At 69.3% G+C, this 14,502-nt stretch carries 15 protein-coding genes and 1 tRNA gene; 8 read left to right on the top strand and 8 right to left on the bottom strand.

The window, feature by feature from the left end:
• Positions 1–12: 12 nt before the first annotated feature.
• Positions 13–219, bottom strand: a complete 207-nt coding sequence (locus tag FZ033_RS03435) for a hypothetical protein (RefSeq protein ID WP_149574767.1) — start codon at positions 217–219, stop codon at positions 13–15.
• A gap of 239 nt (positions 220–458) precedes the next feature.
• Here FZ033_RS03435 and FZ033_RS03430 point away from each other — a divergent pair.
• Positions 459–532: transfer RNA gene (locus FZ033_RS03430), tRNA-Gln, on the top strand.
• Between the two features lie 188 nt (positions 533–720).
• Here the strand turns inward: FZ033_RS03430 and FZ033_RS03425 are convergent.
• From FZ033_RS03425 to FZ033_RS03415, 3 genes are all read right to left on the bottom strand, one after another.
• The gene (locus FZ033_RS03425) at positions 721–1,410 is read right to left on the bottom strand and encodes a fumarylacetoacetate hydrolase family protein (protein ID WP_149574766.1); all 690 of its coding nucleotides are present in this window, start codon (positions 1,408–1,410) and stop codon (positions 721–723) included.
• 231 nt (positions 1,411–1,641) lie between these two features.
• Positions 1,642–2,094 carry a GNAT family acetyltransferase gene (locus FZ033_RS03420; protein ID WP_149574765.1) on the bottom strand — a complete coding sequence of 151 codons (453 nt, stop codon included), beginning with the start codon at positions 2,092–2,094 and terminating at the stop codon, positions 1,642–1,644.
• Entirely contained in the window at positions 2,091–3,128 is a 1,038-nt protein-coding gene (locus FZ033_RS03415) for an L-threonylcarbamoyladenylate synthase (RefSeq protein ID WP_149574764.1), read from the bottom strand. Before FZ033_RS03415 ends, FZ033_RS03420 begins: the two co-directional genes overlap by 4 nt.
• 151 nt (positions 3,129–3,279) lie before the next feature.
• On the opposite strand from FZ033_RS03415, the gene FZ033_RS03410 reads away from it, so the two are divergent.
• The gene (locus FZ033_RS03410; RefSeq protein ID WP_149574763.1) at positions 3,280–5,070 is read left to right on the top strand and encodes an acyl-CoA dehydrogenase; all 1,791 of its coding nucleotides are present in this window, start codon (positions 3,280–3,282) and stop codon (positions 5,068–5,070) included.
• Positions 5,071–5,076: 6 nt separating this feature from the next.
• Here the strand turns inward: FZ033_RS03410 and FZ033_RS03405 are convergent, their stop codons facing one another.
• Entirely contained in the window at positions 5,077–6,120 is a 1,044-nt protein-coding gene (locus FZ033_RS03405; RefSeq protein WP_149574762.1) for a hypothetical protein, read from the bottom strand.
• Between the two features lie 165 nt (positions 6,121–6,285).
• Here FZ033_RS03405 and FZ033_RS03400 point away from each other — a divergent pair, with 165 nt between their 5' ends.
• The 4 genes from FZ033_RS03400 to FZ033_RS03385 all read left to right on the top strand — a co-directional run bounded on the left by FZ033_RS03400 (position 6,286) and on the right by FZ033_RS03385 (position 9,592).
• Positions 6,286–7,272: a Tim44 domain-containing protein gene (locus FZ033_RS03400; RefSeq protein ID WP_331251165.1), complete on the top strand. Its 987-nt coding sequence runs from the start codon at positions 6,286–6,288 to the stop codon at positions 7,270–7,272.
• A gap of 75 nt (positions 7,273–7,347) precedes the next feature.
• Complete coding sequence (locus FZ033_RS03395; RefSeq protein WP_149574761.1) at positions 7,348–8,337, top strand: ABC transporter ATP-binding protein; 990 nt, start codon at positions 7,348–7,350, stop codon at positions 8,335–8,337.
• Positions 8,334–9,095: an ABC transporter permease gene (locus FZ033_RS03390; protein WP_149574760.1), complete on the top strand. Its 762-nt coding sequence runs from the start codon at positions 8,334–8,336 to the stop codon at positions 9,093–9,095. The genes FZ033_RS03395 and FZ033_RS03390 overlap by 4 nt, the downstream gene beginning before the upstream one ends.
• A 38-nt stretch (positions 9,096–9,133) precedes the next feature.
• Positions 9,134–9,592 (top strand): carboxymuconolactone decarboxylase family protein, encoded by a 459-nt coding sequence (locus tag FZ033_RS03385; RefSeq protein WP_149574759.1) that lies wholly within the window; start codon positions 9,134–9,136, stop codon positions 9,590–9,592.
• A 160-nt stretch (positions 9,593–9,752) separates the two neighbouring features.
• On the opposite strand, the gene FZ033_RS03380 is transcribed toward FZ033_RS03385, so the two are convergent.
• Complete coding sequence (locus FZ033_RS03380) at positions 9,753–11,231, bottom strand: NAD-dependent succinate-semialdehyde dehydrogenase (RefSeq protein ID WP_149574758.1); 1,479 nt, start codon at positions 11,229–11,231, stop codon at positions 9,753–9,755.
• Between the two features lie 131 nt (positions 11,232–11,362).
• Positions 11,363–11,584, bottom strand: a complete 222-nt coding sequence (locus FZ033_RS03375; RefSeq protein WP_012115249.1) for a hypothetical protein — start codon at positions 11,582–11,584, stop codon at positions 11,363–11,365.
• Between the two features lie 200 nt (positions 11,585–11,784).
• On the opposite strand from FZ033_RS03375, the gene FZ033_RS03370 reads away from it, so the two are divergent.
• Positions 11,785–11,991: a hypothetical protein gene (locus FZ033_RS03370; RefSeq protein WP_149574757.1), complete on the top strand. Its 207-nt coding sequence runs from the start codon at positions 11,785–11,787 to the stop codon at positions 11,989–11,991.
• A 12-nt stretch (positions 11,992–12,003) separates the two neighbouring features.
• Here FZ033_RS03370 and FZ033_RS03365 read toward each other — a convergent pair whose 3' ends face one another.
• Positions 12,004–13,320: a cobyrinate a,c-diamide synthase gene (locus FZ033_RS03365; RefSeq protein WP_149574756.1), complete on the bottom strand. Its 1,317-nt coding sequence runs from the start codon at positions 13,318–13,320 to the stop codon at positions 12,004–12,006.
• Between the two features lie 50 nt (positions 13,321–13,370).
• Between FZ033_RS03365 and FZ033_RS03360 the strand changes: the two genes are divergently transcribed.
• Positions 13,371–14,501, top strand: coding sequence for a cobalt-precorrin-5B (C(1))-methyltransferase (locus FZ033_RS03360; RefSeq protein WP_149574755.1), 1,131 nt, complete (start codon positions 13,371–13,373; stop codon positions 14,499–14,501).
• Position 14,502 lies beyond the last annotated feature (1 nt).

The raw sequence follows: 14,502 nt of genomic DNA, 5'->3' as shown, positions 1-14,502 counted from the left end.
GAAGCGGAAAACTCAGAGACCGCGCACGACCAGCTGGGCGATCTCGTCGCGGCTGCAGCCGAGCTTGGCCAGCTCGCTGTTGGGCATGCGGCGGAGCTGTTCATAACGAGCGGCCATGCGGCGGGCTTCGGCAATGGCGGAAGCCACCTTGGAAGCCGCGGCGCCCATGCGCCCGAACAGGCCGAATTCGCGGGTGGAAGTAGCAGTGATCGTGGCCATTTTCGCCTCCGTTTTGGAGAGTGGCTCCAAATTCGATGGAGGGAACATAAGCCGGGAGTGTGCGGCGCAACAGTCTGTATTGTGCATGGCACCAATGCGGATACCGTATACCAGAACGGTTCGCAGGCTGTGGATGACGCGAAACCCTATTGAACCGGGGCGGAGAATTGCGTATAGACCCCACCTGCCTTTCGGGGCACGCGTCCTTGGCCGCTTCGGTGGCGCATAGAGGACAGCGTTGGGGGATAGTTCAACGGTAGAACCGCGGACTCTGACTCCGTTAATCTAGGTTCGAATCCTAGTCCCCCAGCCAATCCCGAATCCGCCAGTGCTCTTCCCGTTATCGGGTCAGTCCTTCCATCAGGGCGAACCACGACTGGCTCCCGTCCGGCTTTCGACGAGCCAGGTCAGCGGGCGCGAATGGCTGCGGGCAAGGGCTTGTCAGCCCTTGCCTTTATCTGAGCGCAGGCAAGGCCGCGCGGACCGCGGCCCGGACCCTGTTCACACCACCGTAAGACGGATTTCGCCCACGCCTTCCACGCCGCCTTCCAGCACGTCGCCCTTCGAGATGGGGCCGACGCCCGCCGGCGTGCCGGCGAAGATGAGGTCGCCGGGGGCGAGCTTGAACAGGGTGGAGAGGGTGGCGATCATCTCCGGCACCTTCCAGATCATCTGGTTGAGATTGCCGTCCTGCTTCACCGCGCCGTTGATCTTCAGGAAGATGCGCCCCGCGTCGGGATGGCCGATGGTGGCCGTCGGCACCAAAGCCGAGCAGGGCGCGGCTTCCTCGAATGCCTTGCCCACTTCCCACGGCCGGCCGAGCTTCTTGGCCTCGCCCTGCAGGTCGCGGCGGGTGAGGTCGAGGCCCACCGCATAGCCGAACACGCAGTCCAGCGCCCGCTCCAGCGGAATGTCCTCGCCGCCCGCCTTCAGCGCCACCACCAGTTCGATCTCGTGGTGCACGTCCTGCGACTGCTTGGGATAGGCGATGGTCGCGCCGTGGGGCACCAGGGTGTCGGGGTTCTTCTGGAAGAAGAAGGGCGGCTCCTTGTTGGGGTCATGGCCCATCTCCACCGCATGGTCGGCGAAGTTGCGGCCCACGCAATAGATGCGGTGGACCGGGAAGTGGTCGTCGCTGCCCACGATGGGAAGGGTGGGAACGGCGGGCGGCGCGAAGACGTAAGAAACCATGGCAAGGCTCCGGGGAGAGGTTCCTTTCCATAGGACGCAGCCGGCGGGGAGGGAAGGGTGTCCGGGGTGCCGTCCGGGGTGGGGCGCCGTCGGGGGTGTCTTGGCGGTCGAGCTGCGTCTTGAATTCTTCTGTACCTCAGAGAACCCCGGCGACGACGCCAGCGCTGTCCGGACGCAGCCCGGGCCTGTGGAGCGGGTCCCTGCGCGGCAGCCTGAGGCGCCGGCGTGCGGCTATTTCCCGTCGAGGCGGCGGGAGAAGACGACGCGGGGCTCCTCTAGATAGCCCACGGCGGCGTAGAAGCCGCGCACGGCCTCGTTGTCCGGGCGCACCAGCAGCATGAGCTTGGGCACGGCGCGGGCGCGCAGCCAGTCCTCGGCGGCGGTGAGCAGGGCGCGGCCAAGGCCCTTGCCCTGCAGGTCCGGCTCCACCGCGAGGTAGTAGACCCAGCCGCGATGGCCGTCATGGCCCACCATCACCGAGCCAGCGAGCGCGCCGTCTCGCCGCGCCACCAGGATGGTGGAATGGGGTCCGCGCCGGGCCAGCGCGATGTCGGCGAAGGGGTCGTTCCACGGGCGCGTCAGGCCGGCGCGCTCCCACAGGGTGGCGAGGGCCGGCGTGTCGGTGTCCTGCGCATGGCTGAAGGCGTAGCCTTCGGCGGCGGTGGTGGCGAGCGTCTCGGTCATGCGGGGATCTCGCTTCCGGAAGGGGCTTTGGAGGGGCGCGGCGCGGCGGCGCGCGCGAGGCGGTCGTAAATGGCTTCGCCGAGGCCGGTGCGGGGCAGCGGCACCACGGCGATGCCGCTCGCGCCGGAGGCATCGAGCGCCCGCAATGCGCCATAGAGCCGGGCGGCAGCCTCGGTGAGATCGCCGGAGGGGCTGAGGTCGAGCACGCTCCCGGCGCCCTGCGTGCCGTCTGGCGCCGCGCCGGCGAAGGTGAGCAGGGCTTCGCCCGGGGCGACATGGGTGGCGTCGAGGCGCAGCGCGGCGCGGGGCGCGTAGTGGGACGCGAGGCGGCCGGGCGCCAGCGGGCGGGCGTCATCGGTGGCATCGGGTCGCGCGATGGCGTGGCCGAGGGCGGCCTCGATCTCTTCCCGCGCGAGGCCGCCGGGACGCAGCAGCACCGGCACTTCGCCAGTCGCGTCGAGAATGGTGGATTCGACACCCACCGGCGTCGGACCACCATCCAGAACCGCATCGATACGGCCGGAGAGGTCGTCCATCACGTGGGCGGCGGTGGTGGGGGAGACATGGCCCGAGCGGTTGGCGCTAGGCGCCACCACCGCGCCGCCGAAGGCCGCGATGAGCGCGGCGGCATCGCCATGGGCGGGCACCCGCAGGGCCACCGTGTCGAGGCCGGCCCGCGCCAGCTCGCAGACGCCGTCACCCCCGGCATAGGGCACCACCAGCGTCAGCGGTCCCGGCCAGAAGCGGTCCGCGAGGATGTTCGCCGCCCGGTTGAAGGTACCGAGTCGGCGGGCGCCGGCGGCATCCCGCGTGTGGGCGATCAGCGGGTTGAAGGCCGGGCGCCCCTTGGCGGCATAGAGGGCGGCCACGGCCTGAGGGTTCGCCGCGTCGGCGCCGAGGCCGTAGACCGTCTCGGTGGGAAAGGCCACGAGGCCGCCGCCGGCCAGAAGCCGCGCCGCCTCGGTGACCGCGCCGGGGGCAGAGGCCGGCAGGAGGCGGGTCGGGCGCGTCTGGGGCGGAGCGGAAGAAACCATGATGCCTTCAATCCGCGCGTGTCCGACCAATGGGTCAGGGCGCGCCTCTTGACGAAGCCGGCCGGCGCCGCGATGTGGGAAGCCGAACGTCGCGTGCTTAGAGCGCGCCCCGCGGGGCCGGTCAAGCGCATGCCGCACACGGGAGGGTCACATGAGCTATCGCGCGCCGGTGGAAGAGGTCGCCTTTTTTCTCAAGACCTGTACGGCTCTTCCCCTGCTGATGGAGCAGGGCCTCGTGGACCTCTCCTTCGACGTGGTGGACCCGGTGCTGGAAGAGGCCGGCAAGTTCGCGGCTTCCGTCATCGCCCCCCTCGACAAGGTGTCCGACAAGCAGGGCTGCACCCTCAAGGACGGCGCCGTGACCACTCCCGAAGGCTGGCGCGCGGCTTATGAGGCCTGGGCCGCCGCCGGCTGGAGTTCGGTCGCGGCGGAGGAAGAGTTCGGCGGCCAGCACCTGCCCACCTCGGTGACCTCGGCGCTCACGGAATTCTGGAATTCGGCCTCGCCCGCCTTCGGCATCGGCGGGGTGCTGACCATGGGCGCCATCGAAGCCCTCACCGCCCACGGATCCCCCGAGCTGCAGCAGACCTATCTCACCAAGATGGTGGCCGGCACCTGGACCGGCACCATGAACCTCACCGAGTCGCAGGCGGGCTCGGACCTTGCCGCGCTGCGCGCCAAGGCGGTGAAGCAGGCGGACGGCACCTACCGGGTGTTCGGCACCAAGATCTTCATCTCCTACGGCGAGCACGACATCGCCGAGAACATCGTGCACCTCGTGCTCGCCCGCCTGCCGGACGCGCCTGCCGGCACCCGCGGCATCTCCCTGTTCCTGGTGCCGAAGGTGCTCGTGAATGCGGACGGCAGCCTCGGCGAACGCAACGACGTGGTCTGCGCCGGCATCGAGCACAAGCTCGGCCTGCACGGCTCGCCCACCTGCACCATGGTGTTCGGCGAGAAGGGCGAGGGCGCCATCGGCTATCTGGTGGGTGAGGAAAATCGCGGCCTCGCCTGCATGTTCACCATGATGAACAACGCCCGCCTTGCGGTCGGCATCCAGGGCGTGGCGGTGGCCGAGCGCGCCACCCAGCGCGCCTTCGCCTATGCCAAGGATCGCCGGCAGGGCAAGGCGCCGGGCTTCGAGGGCTCGGCCCCCATCATCGCCCATCCCGACGTGAAGCGCATGCTGCTGACCATGCGCGCCGAGACCGACGCGGCCCGTGCCATCTGCCTGAAGACCGCCGACGCCCTCGACCGCGCCCACCGCCTGCCCGACCCGTCCGCCCGCGCCGCCGCGCTGGCCGAGGCGAGCTTGCTGACCCCGGTGGCCAAGGCCTTCTCCACCGACATCGGCATCGAGGTGGCCTCCACCGGCGTGCAGGTGCACGGCGGCATGGGCTACGTGGAAGAGACCGGCGCTGCCCAGCATATGCGTGACGCCCGCATCTTCGCCATCTATGAGGGCACCAATGGCATCCAGGCTATCGACCTCGTCACCCGCAAGCTGCCGCAGGAGGGCGGCGACGTGGTGAATGCGGTGATTGCCGATTATCGCGACATTGCCGCCGAGGTGGCCGCGCTGAATTCTCCGGATTTCGGTCATACGGGAATGCGGCTCGCCGAGACCGTGGACGCGCTGGCCCGTGCCACCCGCAAGATGCTGGACTGGCTGCCGAGCGACCAGGCCAAGGCGCTCGCCGGGGCAACGCCCTACCTGCGCCTGTTCGCCCGTGCCGCCGGTGGGGCCTATCTCGCCAAGGTGGCGCTCGCCGCCTATGCGGAGCGGGCGGCCGGTGGCACCGATCCGCGCCTTGCCGCGCGCATCGCTCTTGCCCGCTTCTTCGCTGAAAACCTCGCCACTGAGGCGAAGGGGCTGGAAGAAACCGTCACCAGCGGCGCCAACGGCGTGCTGGAGGCGGAGGCGGTGCTCGCCGTCGCCTGAGGTTTCTCAGCGGCTGGCGAAGCCGTCGAAGACGAAATCCGGCGCGCTGGTGTTGTGACGGGACGGCACCAGCCGGCCCGCCCACAGCATGGCGACGTTGTCGGCATCGGTGAAGCTCAGCACGGGGGCCTCGCCGATGGTGGCGGGTGTTCCGGTTTTGGCCAGCGTCCGCCAGGAGACGCGGGCAACATCGGCATTGCCCTCGGTAACGTACATGGAGCGCAAGGCGGCGAAGGTGCGCGGCGCCGTGCCGTCGAATTCCGCTTCCAGGGTCAGCGAATCGCGATCCACCCCGGCGAGCTTCAGCCGGGCCTTGCCGCCGTCGGCAAACGACAGGGTGAAGGTGCGCGTCTGCGGTGCGAAGCCGATCTCCTTGAGGCGCACCAGCGGGCGCTCGGCCTGCTCCACCGGACCCAGCAGGAAGGACGAGCCGTAGGCGGTACTGGACAGATGCGCCGGCGACAGCGGCCGCGCCCGCCAGTAGCCGTCCGGCGGATAGACCACCAGCACCTCTTCCGGCTGCTGGTTTTCGCCGCGCACCCACAGCTGCACCATGTGCAGGCCCTGCGTCACCTCGGTGCCCACCCGGAAAGGCACGGTCGCGGCACGCCAGAACGAGGGGAAGACGAAGCCGGTGAGCCACAGGTCCGGGGTCTCGTAGATGGTGATGCGCTTCGGCGCCGTGGTCGCTACCGGCGGCGTTCCGGCCGGCGCGGGGGTGGTGGCCGGCACCGCCGGGTCGCCGGAGAAGTCGCAGGTGTCGAAATCCGGCTCTGTCCGATCGACACGCAGCATGCCCGCATAGGCCGGGTGGCGGGCGACGATGCGGAAACGGCTCACCTTGTCGGAGACGAAGGACAGCGTGACGTTGTCGGTCTCGGCACAGGTGGCGGCCACGCTCTCGTTGCGCACGGTGACGCCCACCGGCTCGGCCCGCGCAATCGGCGCGCCGAGAAGCACGCAGCAGGCGAGAAGGCCCAGGATCGGTTTTGCAAACCTGTTCCCGGCAAAGGCGTTTCTGGCAAAGGCACGCACGGCAAGGACGGGCATCGGGGGCTCCGGGAAGCGACGGCGCGGCAGGCGGGGCGACCATATCAGCGCGCGCTCACGTGGCAAACGTGACGCCGAGGCCCTCGCAATCGGCGCTGCCCCTCCTATATGAATGCGCATGTGACGTTGCGGCATTTGCCCAGCGTCGGGGAGGATCTGATCGGAATGTCCATGTTTCGCAAAGGGACGCTTCTGGCGGCGCTGGCCGTCGCGGGCGCGCTGACCCTCGTCGCCGCGGACCATGCGGACGCGCGCCAAGGCGGCTCCTTCGGCAGCCGGGGAACCCGGACCTACCAGACCCCGGCCTCGACTCCCACGACGCCAGGGACGGTGGCGCCAGTGCAGCGCTCCACCACTTCGCCGCAGACGGCGCCCTCCAGCGCGGCCCGGCCCCAGGCGGCCGCTCAGCGTCCCTCCATGTTCGGCAATGGCTTCGCCGGCTCGCTCATGCGCGGCCTGCTCATCGGCGGTCTCATCGGCATGCTGATGGGCCAGGGGCTCGGCGGGCTTGCCGGCATCCTGGGCCTGCTGCTTCAGGTCGGCCTCGTCGTGGCCGGCGTGATGCTGGTCATGCGCCTGCTGCGCCGCTCCCAGCCGGTTCCCGCCGGCGCGGGGGTTGGTACTGGCGCAGGCTCTGGCGGACCCCGTCCCGCTGTGCCCGGCGACTGGCGCGCCGTCAGCGCGCCGCCGGCCGGAAGCGGGCGTCCGCCCGGCGTGCAGGACGAGATCGGCGTCACCCCGGCCGACCTCGATGTCTTCGAGCGCCTGCTCGGCATCATCCAGGGTGCCGTGAGCCGCGAGGACCAGGCGGAGCTTCGCGCCAATACCACCCCGGAGATGTTCGGCTACCTCGCCGACGAACTGCGGGAGAATGCCGAGCGCGGGCTGCGCAACCAGGTCTCCGACGTGAAGCTGCTTCAGGGCGACGTGGCCGAGGCGTGGCGGGAGGGCAATCGCGAGTACGCCACCGTTGCCATGCGCTTTGCCAGCCGCGACGTGATGCTGGACCGCGCGAGCGGCAAGGTCGTCTCCGGTGATGCCGCGGGCATCGGGGAAAGCACCGAGGTGTGGACCTTCGTGCGCGATCGCATCGGCGGGCCGACGGGCGGGCGTGGCGGCGCCTGGCGCCTCAGCGCCATCCAGGGCGCCTGAGCCGCCTGCGCGTATGCGTGAGGGGCAGGCGGCGGGGCTTCCCGCCGCCGCCGTGACGTGGTCTAAAGCGCCCCCATGAGCGCTTCTGCGACCCGCGACTCTTCCATGATCGCCACCCCCGGCGCTTCCACCAGCGTCATCACCGTTTCCGGCCTCGGCAAGACCTATGCGACCGGCCACGTTGCCCTGAAGGATGTCAGCCTCGACATCCGGCGCGGCGAGATCTTCGCCCTGCTCGGACCCAATGGCGCGGGCAAGACCACCCTCATCTCCATCATCTGCGGCCTCGTGAACGCCACCGCCGGCAAGGTGGAGGTTGCAGGGTACGATATCGTCGCGGACTATCGCGCCGCGCGCTCCCGCATTGGTCTGGTGCCGCAGGAGCTGACCACCGATTCGTTCGAGAGCGTCTGGGCCACGGTCAGCTTCTCGCGCGGCCTGTTCGGCCGGAAGGCGAACCCGGCCCATATCGAGAAGGTGCTGCGCAGCCTGTCCCTGTGGGACAAGAAGGATGCCCGCATCATGACGCTCTCGGGCGGCATGAAGCGGCGCGTCCTCATCGCCAAGGCGCTGTCGCACGAGCCCGAGGTGCTGTTCCTCGACGAACCGTCCGCCGGCGTGGACGTGGAATTGCGCCGCGACATGTGGCGCCTCGTGCGCGAGCTGCGCGACGAGGGCGTCACCATAATCCTCACCACCCATTACCTGGAGGAGGCCGAGGAGATGGCCGACCGGGTGGGGGTGATCGCCAAGGGCGAGCTGATCCTGGTGGAGGAGAAGGCGACGCTCATGCGCAAGCTGGGCAAGAAGCAGCTCACCGTCGAGCTGACCGCGCCGCTGGCCGCCCTGCCGCAGGCGCTGGCGGACTTCGGCCTCGCCCTTTCGGACGACGGCACCCGTCTCACCTACACCTACGCGACCAACCGCGAGGGGGACGACGACGGGCTCTCCATCGCCGGCCTGCTCGCCGCCTTGTCGTCCGAGGGCATCGCCTTCAAGGACCTCCACACGGAGCAAAGCTCCCTCGAAGACATCTTCGTGAGCCTGGTGAGGCGCGCCCCGTGAACCTGCAAGCTATTGGCGCCATCTACGGCTTCGAGATGAACCGCACCCGGCGCACGCTGGGGCAGAGCGTGGTCTCGCCGGTGTTGTCCACCTCGCTCTATTTCGTGGTGTTCGGCTCGGCCATCGGCCCGCGCATGGCGGAGGTTGGGGGCGTCGCCTACGGCGCTTTCATCGTGCCGGGGCTGATGATGCTGACGCTGCTCACCCAGTCCATCAGCAACGCGGCGTTTGCCATCTACTTCCCGCGCTTCACCGGCACCATCTACGAGCTGCTGTCGGCGCCGGTCTCGCCGTTCGAGATCGTGGCGGGCTATGTGGGGGCGGCGGCTACCAAGTCCACGGTGCTGGGGCTGATCATCCTCGCCACCGCCTCGCTGTTCGTGCCGCTGGAGATCCGCCATCCGTTCTGGGTGCTGGGCTTCCTGGTGCTCACGGCGGTCACCTTCTCCCTGTTCGGCTTCATCATCGGCATCTGGGCGGACGGGTTCGAGCGTCTGCAACTCATCCCCATGCTGGTGATCACGCCGCTGACCTTCCTCGGCGGCACCTTCTATTCGCTGGACATGCTGCCCCCGGTGTGGCGGACGGTGACCCTGTTCAACCCGGTGGTCTATCTGGTGTCCGGCTTCCGCTGGAGCTTCTTCGGTCATTCGGACGTGCGGGTGGAGGTGAGCTTCGCCATGACGCTCGTCTTCCTCATCGTTTGCCTCGTCACCGTGCGCTGGATGTTCCGCACCGGCTACCGGCTGAAGAGCTGACAGCGGACCCTGCGATTTGCGAACCGAAAGGAAGCCGCGTGACCGACACTCAGTCCCGCCCCACCTACAAGGCCTTCACCGAGCGTGCCCCTGATGTCTATGCCGGCCTGTCCGCCCTCACCAAGGCGGTGGACGCCTTTGGCCTCGACAAGGGGCTGACGGAGCTGGTGAAGCTGCGCGCCTCCCAGATCAACGGCTGCGCCTTCTGCCTGAAGTTCCATCTCGGCGTGGCGCGCAAGGCCGGCGTGTCGCAGGACAAATTGGACCTGCTCGCGGCATGGCGGGATGCGCCGCTGTTCTCGGCGCGGGAGCGGGCGGCGCTGGCCTATGCGGAAGAGCTGACGCTGCTTGAGGCGGAAGCGGCCTCCGACGCGGCCTGGACGGCGCTGCTGAAGGAATTCTCGGAGGACGAGGCGGTCTTCCTGACGGTGACCATCGCCTCCATCAATGCGTGGAACCGCATCGGCATCGCGCTGCGCTTCGCGCCGCCGGCCTGATGCGGGAAACCCCGGGGCGGTGGACCGCCCCGGGGTTTGGCCGGCTCAGAGCCCGATCCGAGCAAATTGAATCAATTTGCTCGGTGAATCGCCCTCTGAACCTAAGGAAAGAGAACGCGTTATCCGATCAGATTGCGATGCAATCTGATCGGCGCGTGCTCTAGAGCCCGCCGACGCACATGTACTTGATGTTCAGATAGTCGTCGCAGCCGTACTTGGAGCCTTCGCGGCCCATGCCGCTCTCTTTCACGCCGCCGAAGGGTGCCACCTCGGTGGTGATGACGCCGGCATTGATGCCCACCTGGCCATATTCGAGCTTTTCCGCCACCCGGAAGGCGCGCCCGAGGTCCTTGGTGAAGAAATAGCAGGCGAGGCCGTATTCCGTGTCGTTGGCGTAGGACACGGCCTGCTCCTCGGTCTCGAACTTGAACAGCGGGGCCAGCGGGCCGAAGATCTCGTCGCGGGCGAACGCCATGTCCTGGGTGGCACCGGCCAGCACCGTGGGCTCGAAGAAGGTGCCGCCGATCGCCGGTTGCTTGCCGCCGGTGAGCACGGTGGCGCCCTTGTCGAGGGCGTCCTTCAGCAGGCGCTCCACCTTGGCCAGCGCGCGGTCGTCGATGAGCGGGCCGGCCACCACGCCCTCGTCCAGGCCGTTGCCCACCTTCAGCTTCTTCGAGGCTTCGGCGAACCTGGCGGCGAAGGCGTCATAGATTCCGGCCTGCACATAGAAGCGGTTGGCGCATACGCAGGTCTGGCCCACGTTGCGGAACTTGGAGGCAATGGCCTGCTCCACCGCGAGGTCGAGGTCGGCGTCATCGAACACCAGGAACGGCGCGTTGCCGCCCAGCTCCATGGAGATCTTCTTCATGGTGTCGGCGGACTGCTTCATAAGCAGCTTGCCCACGGGGGTGGAGCCGGTGAAGGTCACCTTCTTCACCAGCGGGTTGGAGGTCATCTCGCCGCCGATGGCGGGGGCCTCGCCCACCACGATGTTGACCACGCCCGCCGGGATGCCGGCCATCTCGGCCAGCACGCCCCAGGCGAGGCCCGAATAGGGTGTCAGCTCGGAGGGCTTGGCGACCACCGTGCAGCCCGCCGCCAGCGCCGCGCCGATCTTGCGCGACAGCATGGAGGAGGGGAAGTTCCACGGCGTCACCGCCGCCACCACGCCCACCGGCTCCTTGGTGACGAGGATGCGGCGATTGCCCCAGGGCGAGGGGATCACGTCGCCATAGAGGCGGCGGGCCTCTTCCGCGAACCAGCGCACATAGCCGGCGGAAGCGCCGATCTCGCCCTTGGCCTCGGCCAGCGGCTTGCCCTGCTCGGTGGTGAGGATGGCGGCAAGCTCATCCGCATTCTGGGTGATGAGGTCGGCGAGCTTGTGCAGCTTCACCGCGCGCTCGGCGGCGGTGGTGGCGCGCCAGGTCTTGAAGGCCTCCGAGGCGGCCTCGATGGCGCGGCGGGTCTCGGCGGCGCCGGCCTTCGGGATGGTGCCGATGATCGCTCCGGTGGCCGGATTGTTGACCTCGATGGTGGCGCCGGAATCCGCATCCACCCAGGCGCCGCCGATCAGCATCTTGTCGCGCAGAAGCGCGAACTGTGCGGTTGCGGAACGGGAAAGGGGCTGGGGTGCTGCCATGGGAAGGCTCCTGAGGGGCATGAAGGGCCGGGGCGATCAAACGCCTGCGTTGGATATACGATATAGGACGGCGCGGCCAGCGTGACAGGGGCGACGCCTCAGCGCACGCCCGATTTCAACGCATGCACGCCTCAGCGCACGCAGGTGATGGAGTGGAAGGGAACCACCTGTTCCTTCTGTCCCGTCCCGGCGGCCACCTGGCACCTGAGATAATCCCGGCCCACACTCAGGGGCGCGAAGCCGGTGAGGGTGTTTCCACCAATCACCTGGATGATGATGGCCTGCCCATCCTTGTGGCTGACGATGTCGAGGATGGCAGCACGGAAGTCGTCTTCCTTGAACTGGCACTGCATGACGTCCCTCCCGGGGATCGGCGGCGCGCCCTTCCGGCGCCCGGCGGCGCGCCTGCGGAAGCGACTATAACCCGCAAAAGCCGGTCCCCGTCATGCAGTGAATGCATGCGACGCGACGGCCTCATTCACAGTTGATCGGCGTCAAAAGCGGACCCAACGGAAGGACGTATGAAGGGGGCGTCTGCTGTGGGAGCCCTATCATGCTCAAGATTGCGATTCTCGTCTGGCTCGTTCTCGGCACCACCTTTGCCGGCGCGGCCATCCTGTTTGTGCTGGCCATGCCGTCCCTGGCGGGGCAGGGCATGCAGCTCATTCCCATCGCCGCCGCCATCGGCGCGGTCGTCGCCATTCCAGCGGCATATGTGGTGGCCAAGCGTATCCTTGCCGTCACCATCAGGCAGGCCTGAAGAGCGCGCGCGTCACCCCCGCGCGATGGCGTGGAAAAAGCCGCCCGTGACGTGGCCGCGCCGACTGCCTGCGGCGCCTAGCGGGCGGCCCTCGGCATCGGATAGCTCGGCAAGGGGCTCATCCCCGCCGCGGGTGATCACGGTCGCGTAATGGAACTCGTGGCCGCGCACCGTCTCCCCCGTCGCCCCGAGGGGCGAGGGGGCGAGAAGGCGCGCCGCCCGATAGCCGAGGTTCATCTTGCGCCGGGCAAAGCTGGTCTCGAGGTCCAAGAGGCCGAGCATGGGGTGGGTGGCCCCGTCCGCGTCGGTGAGCGCCTGCCCGAGGGCCATGTAGCCGCCGCACTCTCCATGCACCGGCTTTGCCTGTGCGAAGCGGCGCGTGCCTTCGAGAAACCGCCCCGCCGCCGCCAGCCGGCCGGCATGAAGCTCCGGATAGCCGCCGGGCAGCCAGCACACGTCGCAGGAGGGGTCCGGCGCCTCGTCGGCGAGTGGTGAGAAGAGGCGGATTTCCGCCCCCAGCGCCCGCCAGCCCGCCAGCAGATGGCCATACATGAAGCTGAAGGCCGCATCCTGCGCCAGTGCGATCCTCTGGCCGGGTGGCGCAATCAGCGCGTCCGCATCGCCCGCCGCAAGGCCGAGGGGGCCGGCGGCGGCGCGGATACCGTCGAGGTCGAGATGGCGCTCGCCGAGATCCGCCAAGGTGGCGAGGCGGGCGGCGAGGTCGTCGGTTTCGCCGGCCTGCACCAGGCCGAGATGGCGCTCCGGCAGCACGATGGTCGCCTCGCGCGGCACTGTTCCAAGGATGGGCACGCCCAGCGGGGCAATGGCCTCGCGGATCATGCGGGTATGCCGCTCGCTGCCGAGCTTGTTCAGCACCACGCCGGCGATGCGCACCCGCGGATCATGGGTGAGGAAGCCGCGTAGCACCGCAGCGGCCGTCTGGGATTGCCCCGACACATCCAGCACCAGCAGCACCGGCAGGCCGAGGCGGGCGGCGATGTCGGCCCCCGCCCCGGTGCGGCCCGGCTCGGTCGCTACCCCGTCGAACAGGCCCATGGCGCCTTCCGCCACCAGCAGTTCCGCGCCCTGCGCGGCGGTCGAGGCGAGGTGATCGACGAGGGCCGGCGGCATGGCCCAACTGTCGAGATTGAGCCCCGGACGGCCGGTGGCGGCGGCATGGAAGGCGGGGTCGATATAGTCCGGACCCGATTTCGCCGCCCGCACGGCGACGCCCCGCCGCGCCAGCGCCGCGAGCAGGGCCAGGGTGATCGTTGTCTTGCCCGAGCCGGAGCGCGGGGCGGCGATGAGGAGGCCGCGGGGGGCGTTCACTGTCCGCTCCCCCCTTCCGCAGTCCGCTTGGCCTCTCTATCAAGGCGGTCATGAGCGACGTGCCGAGCGATGGTCCCGAAGGCGCCCCCACCGACCGGCCGCTGAAGCGCGGCTGGACCACGGGCACCTGCGCCGCCGGCGCGGCCAAGGCCGCCTTCGCGGCGCTCGTCACCGGCGCCTTTCCCGATCCTGTCGAGGTGGAGTTGCCCAACGGCGCCCGTCCCGCCTTCGCCCTCGCCGTTCAGGACCTTGGCCCTGACAGCGCCATGGCCGGCATCGTCAAGGATGCGGGCGATGACCCGGACGTGACCCACGGCGCCCTGGTGCGCGCCACGGTGCGGCGCGGGGTGGCGGGCGCGGGCGTCACCTTCCGGGCCGGGGAGGGGGTGGGCATGGTCACGCGGCCGGGCCTGCCCATTGCGCCGGGTGAACCGGCCATCAATCCGGTGCCGCGCCGCATGATCGCCGCCGGCATCGCCGAGGTGGCGCGGGCGGCGGGCATTGCGGCCGATGCGGAGGTGGAAATCTCCATCGACGACGGCGCGCGGCTTGCGCTCAAGACGCTCAACCCGCGCCTCGGCATCGTCGGCGGGCTCTCGGTGCTGGGCACCACGGGCATCGTCGTGCCCTATTCCTGCGCGGCCTGGATCCATTCCATCCATCGCGGCATCGATGTGGCCCGCGCCATGGGGCTGGACCATGTGGCCGGGGCCACCGGCAACGCCTCCGAGCAGGCGGTGCAGAAGCTCCATGGTCTCGACGAGGTGGCGCTGATCGACATGGGCGATTTCGTCGGCGGCATGCTGAAATATGTGCGTGCTCATCCCGTGGCGAAGGTGACGGTCGCCGGCGGCGTCGCCAAGATGACCAAGCTCGGCCAGGGCTTCCTTGATCTCCACTCCAAGCGCGGCCGCGCCGATATGGATGCCCTTGCCACCCTTGCGTCGGGCGCCGGTGCCGGGCCGGACCTTTCCGCGCGCATCGGCGCCGCGCACATGGTTGCGGAGGCGTTCCTGATCGCCCGCGCCGAGGGCTTCCCGCTGGGCGATTGCGTGGCCCGCGCCGCTTGGGCCACCGCCGCGCGGGCGCTCGGCCGGGCTGACGTGGCGCTGGAGATCGTGGTGTTCGACCGCGATGGCACGCTCATGGGTCGCGCGCCCTTCGCCCCCGCGCAGGCCTGAA

The sequence above is a fragment of the Xanthobacter oligotrophicus genome (assembly GCF_008364685.1).
Taxonomy (GTDB): domain Bacteria; phylum Pseudomonadota; class Alphaproteobacteria; order Rhizobiales; family Xanthobacteraceae; genus Xanthobacter; species Xanthobacter oligotrophicus.
This window is presented reverse-complemented; position numbering and strand designations above follow the sequence as displayed.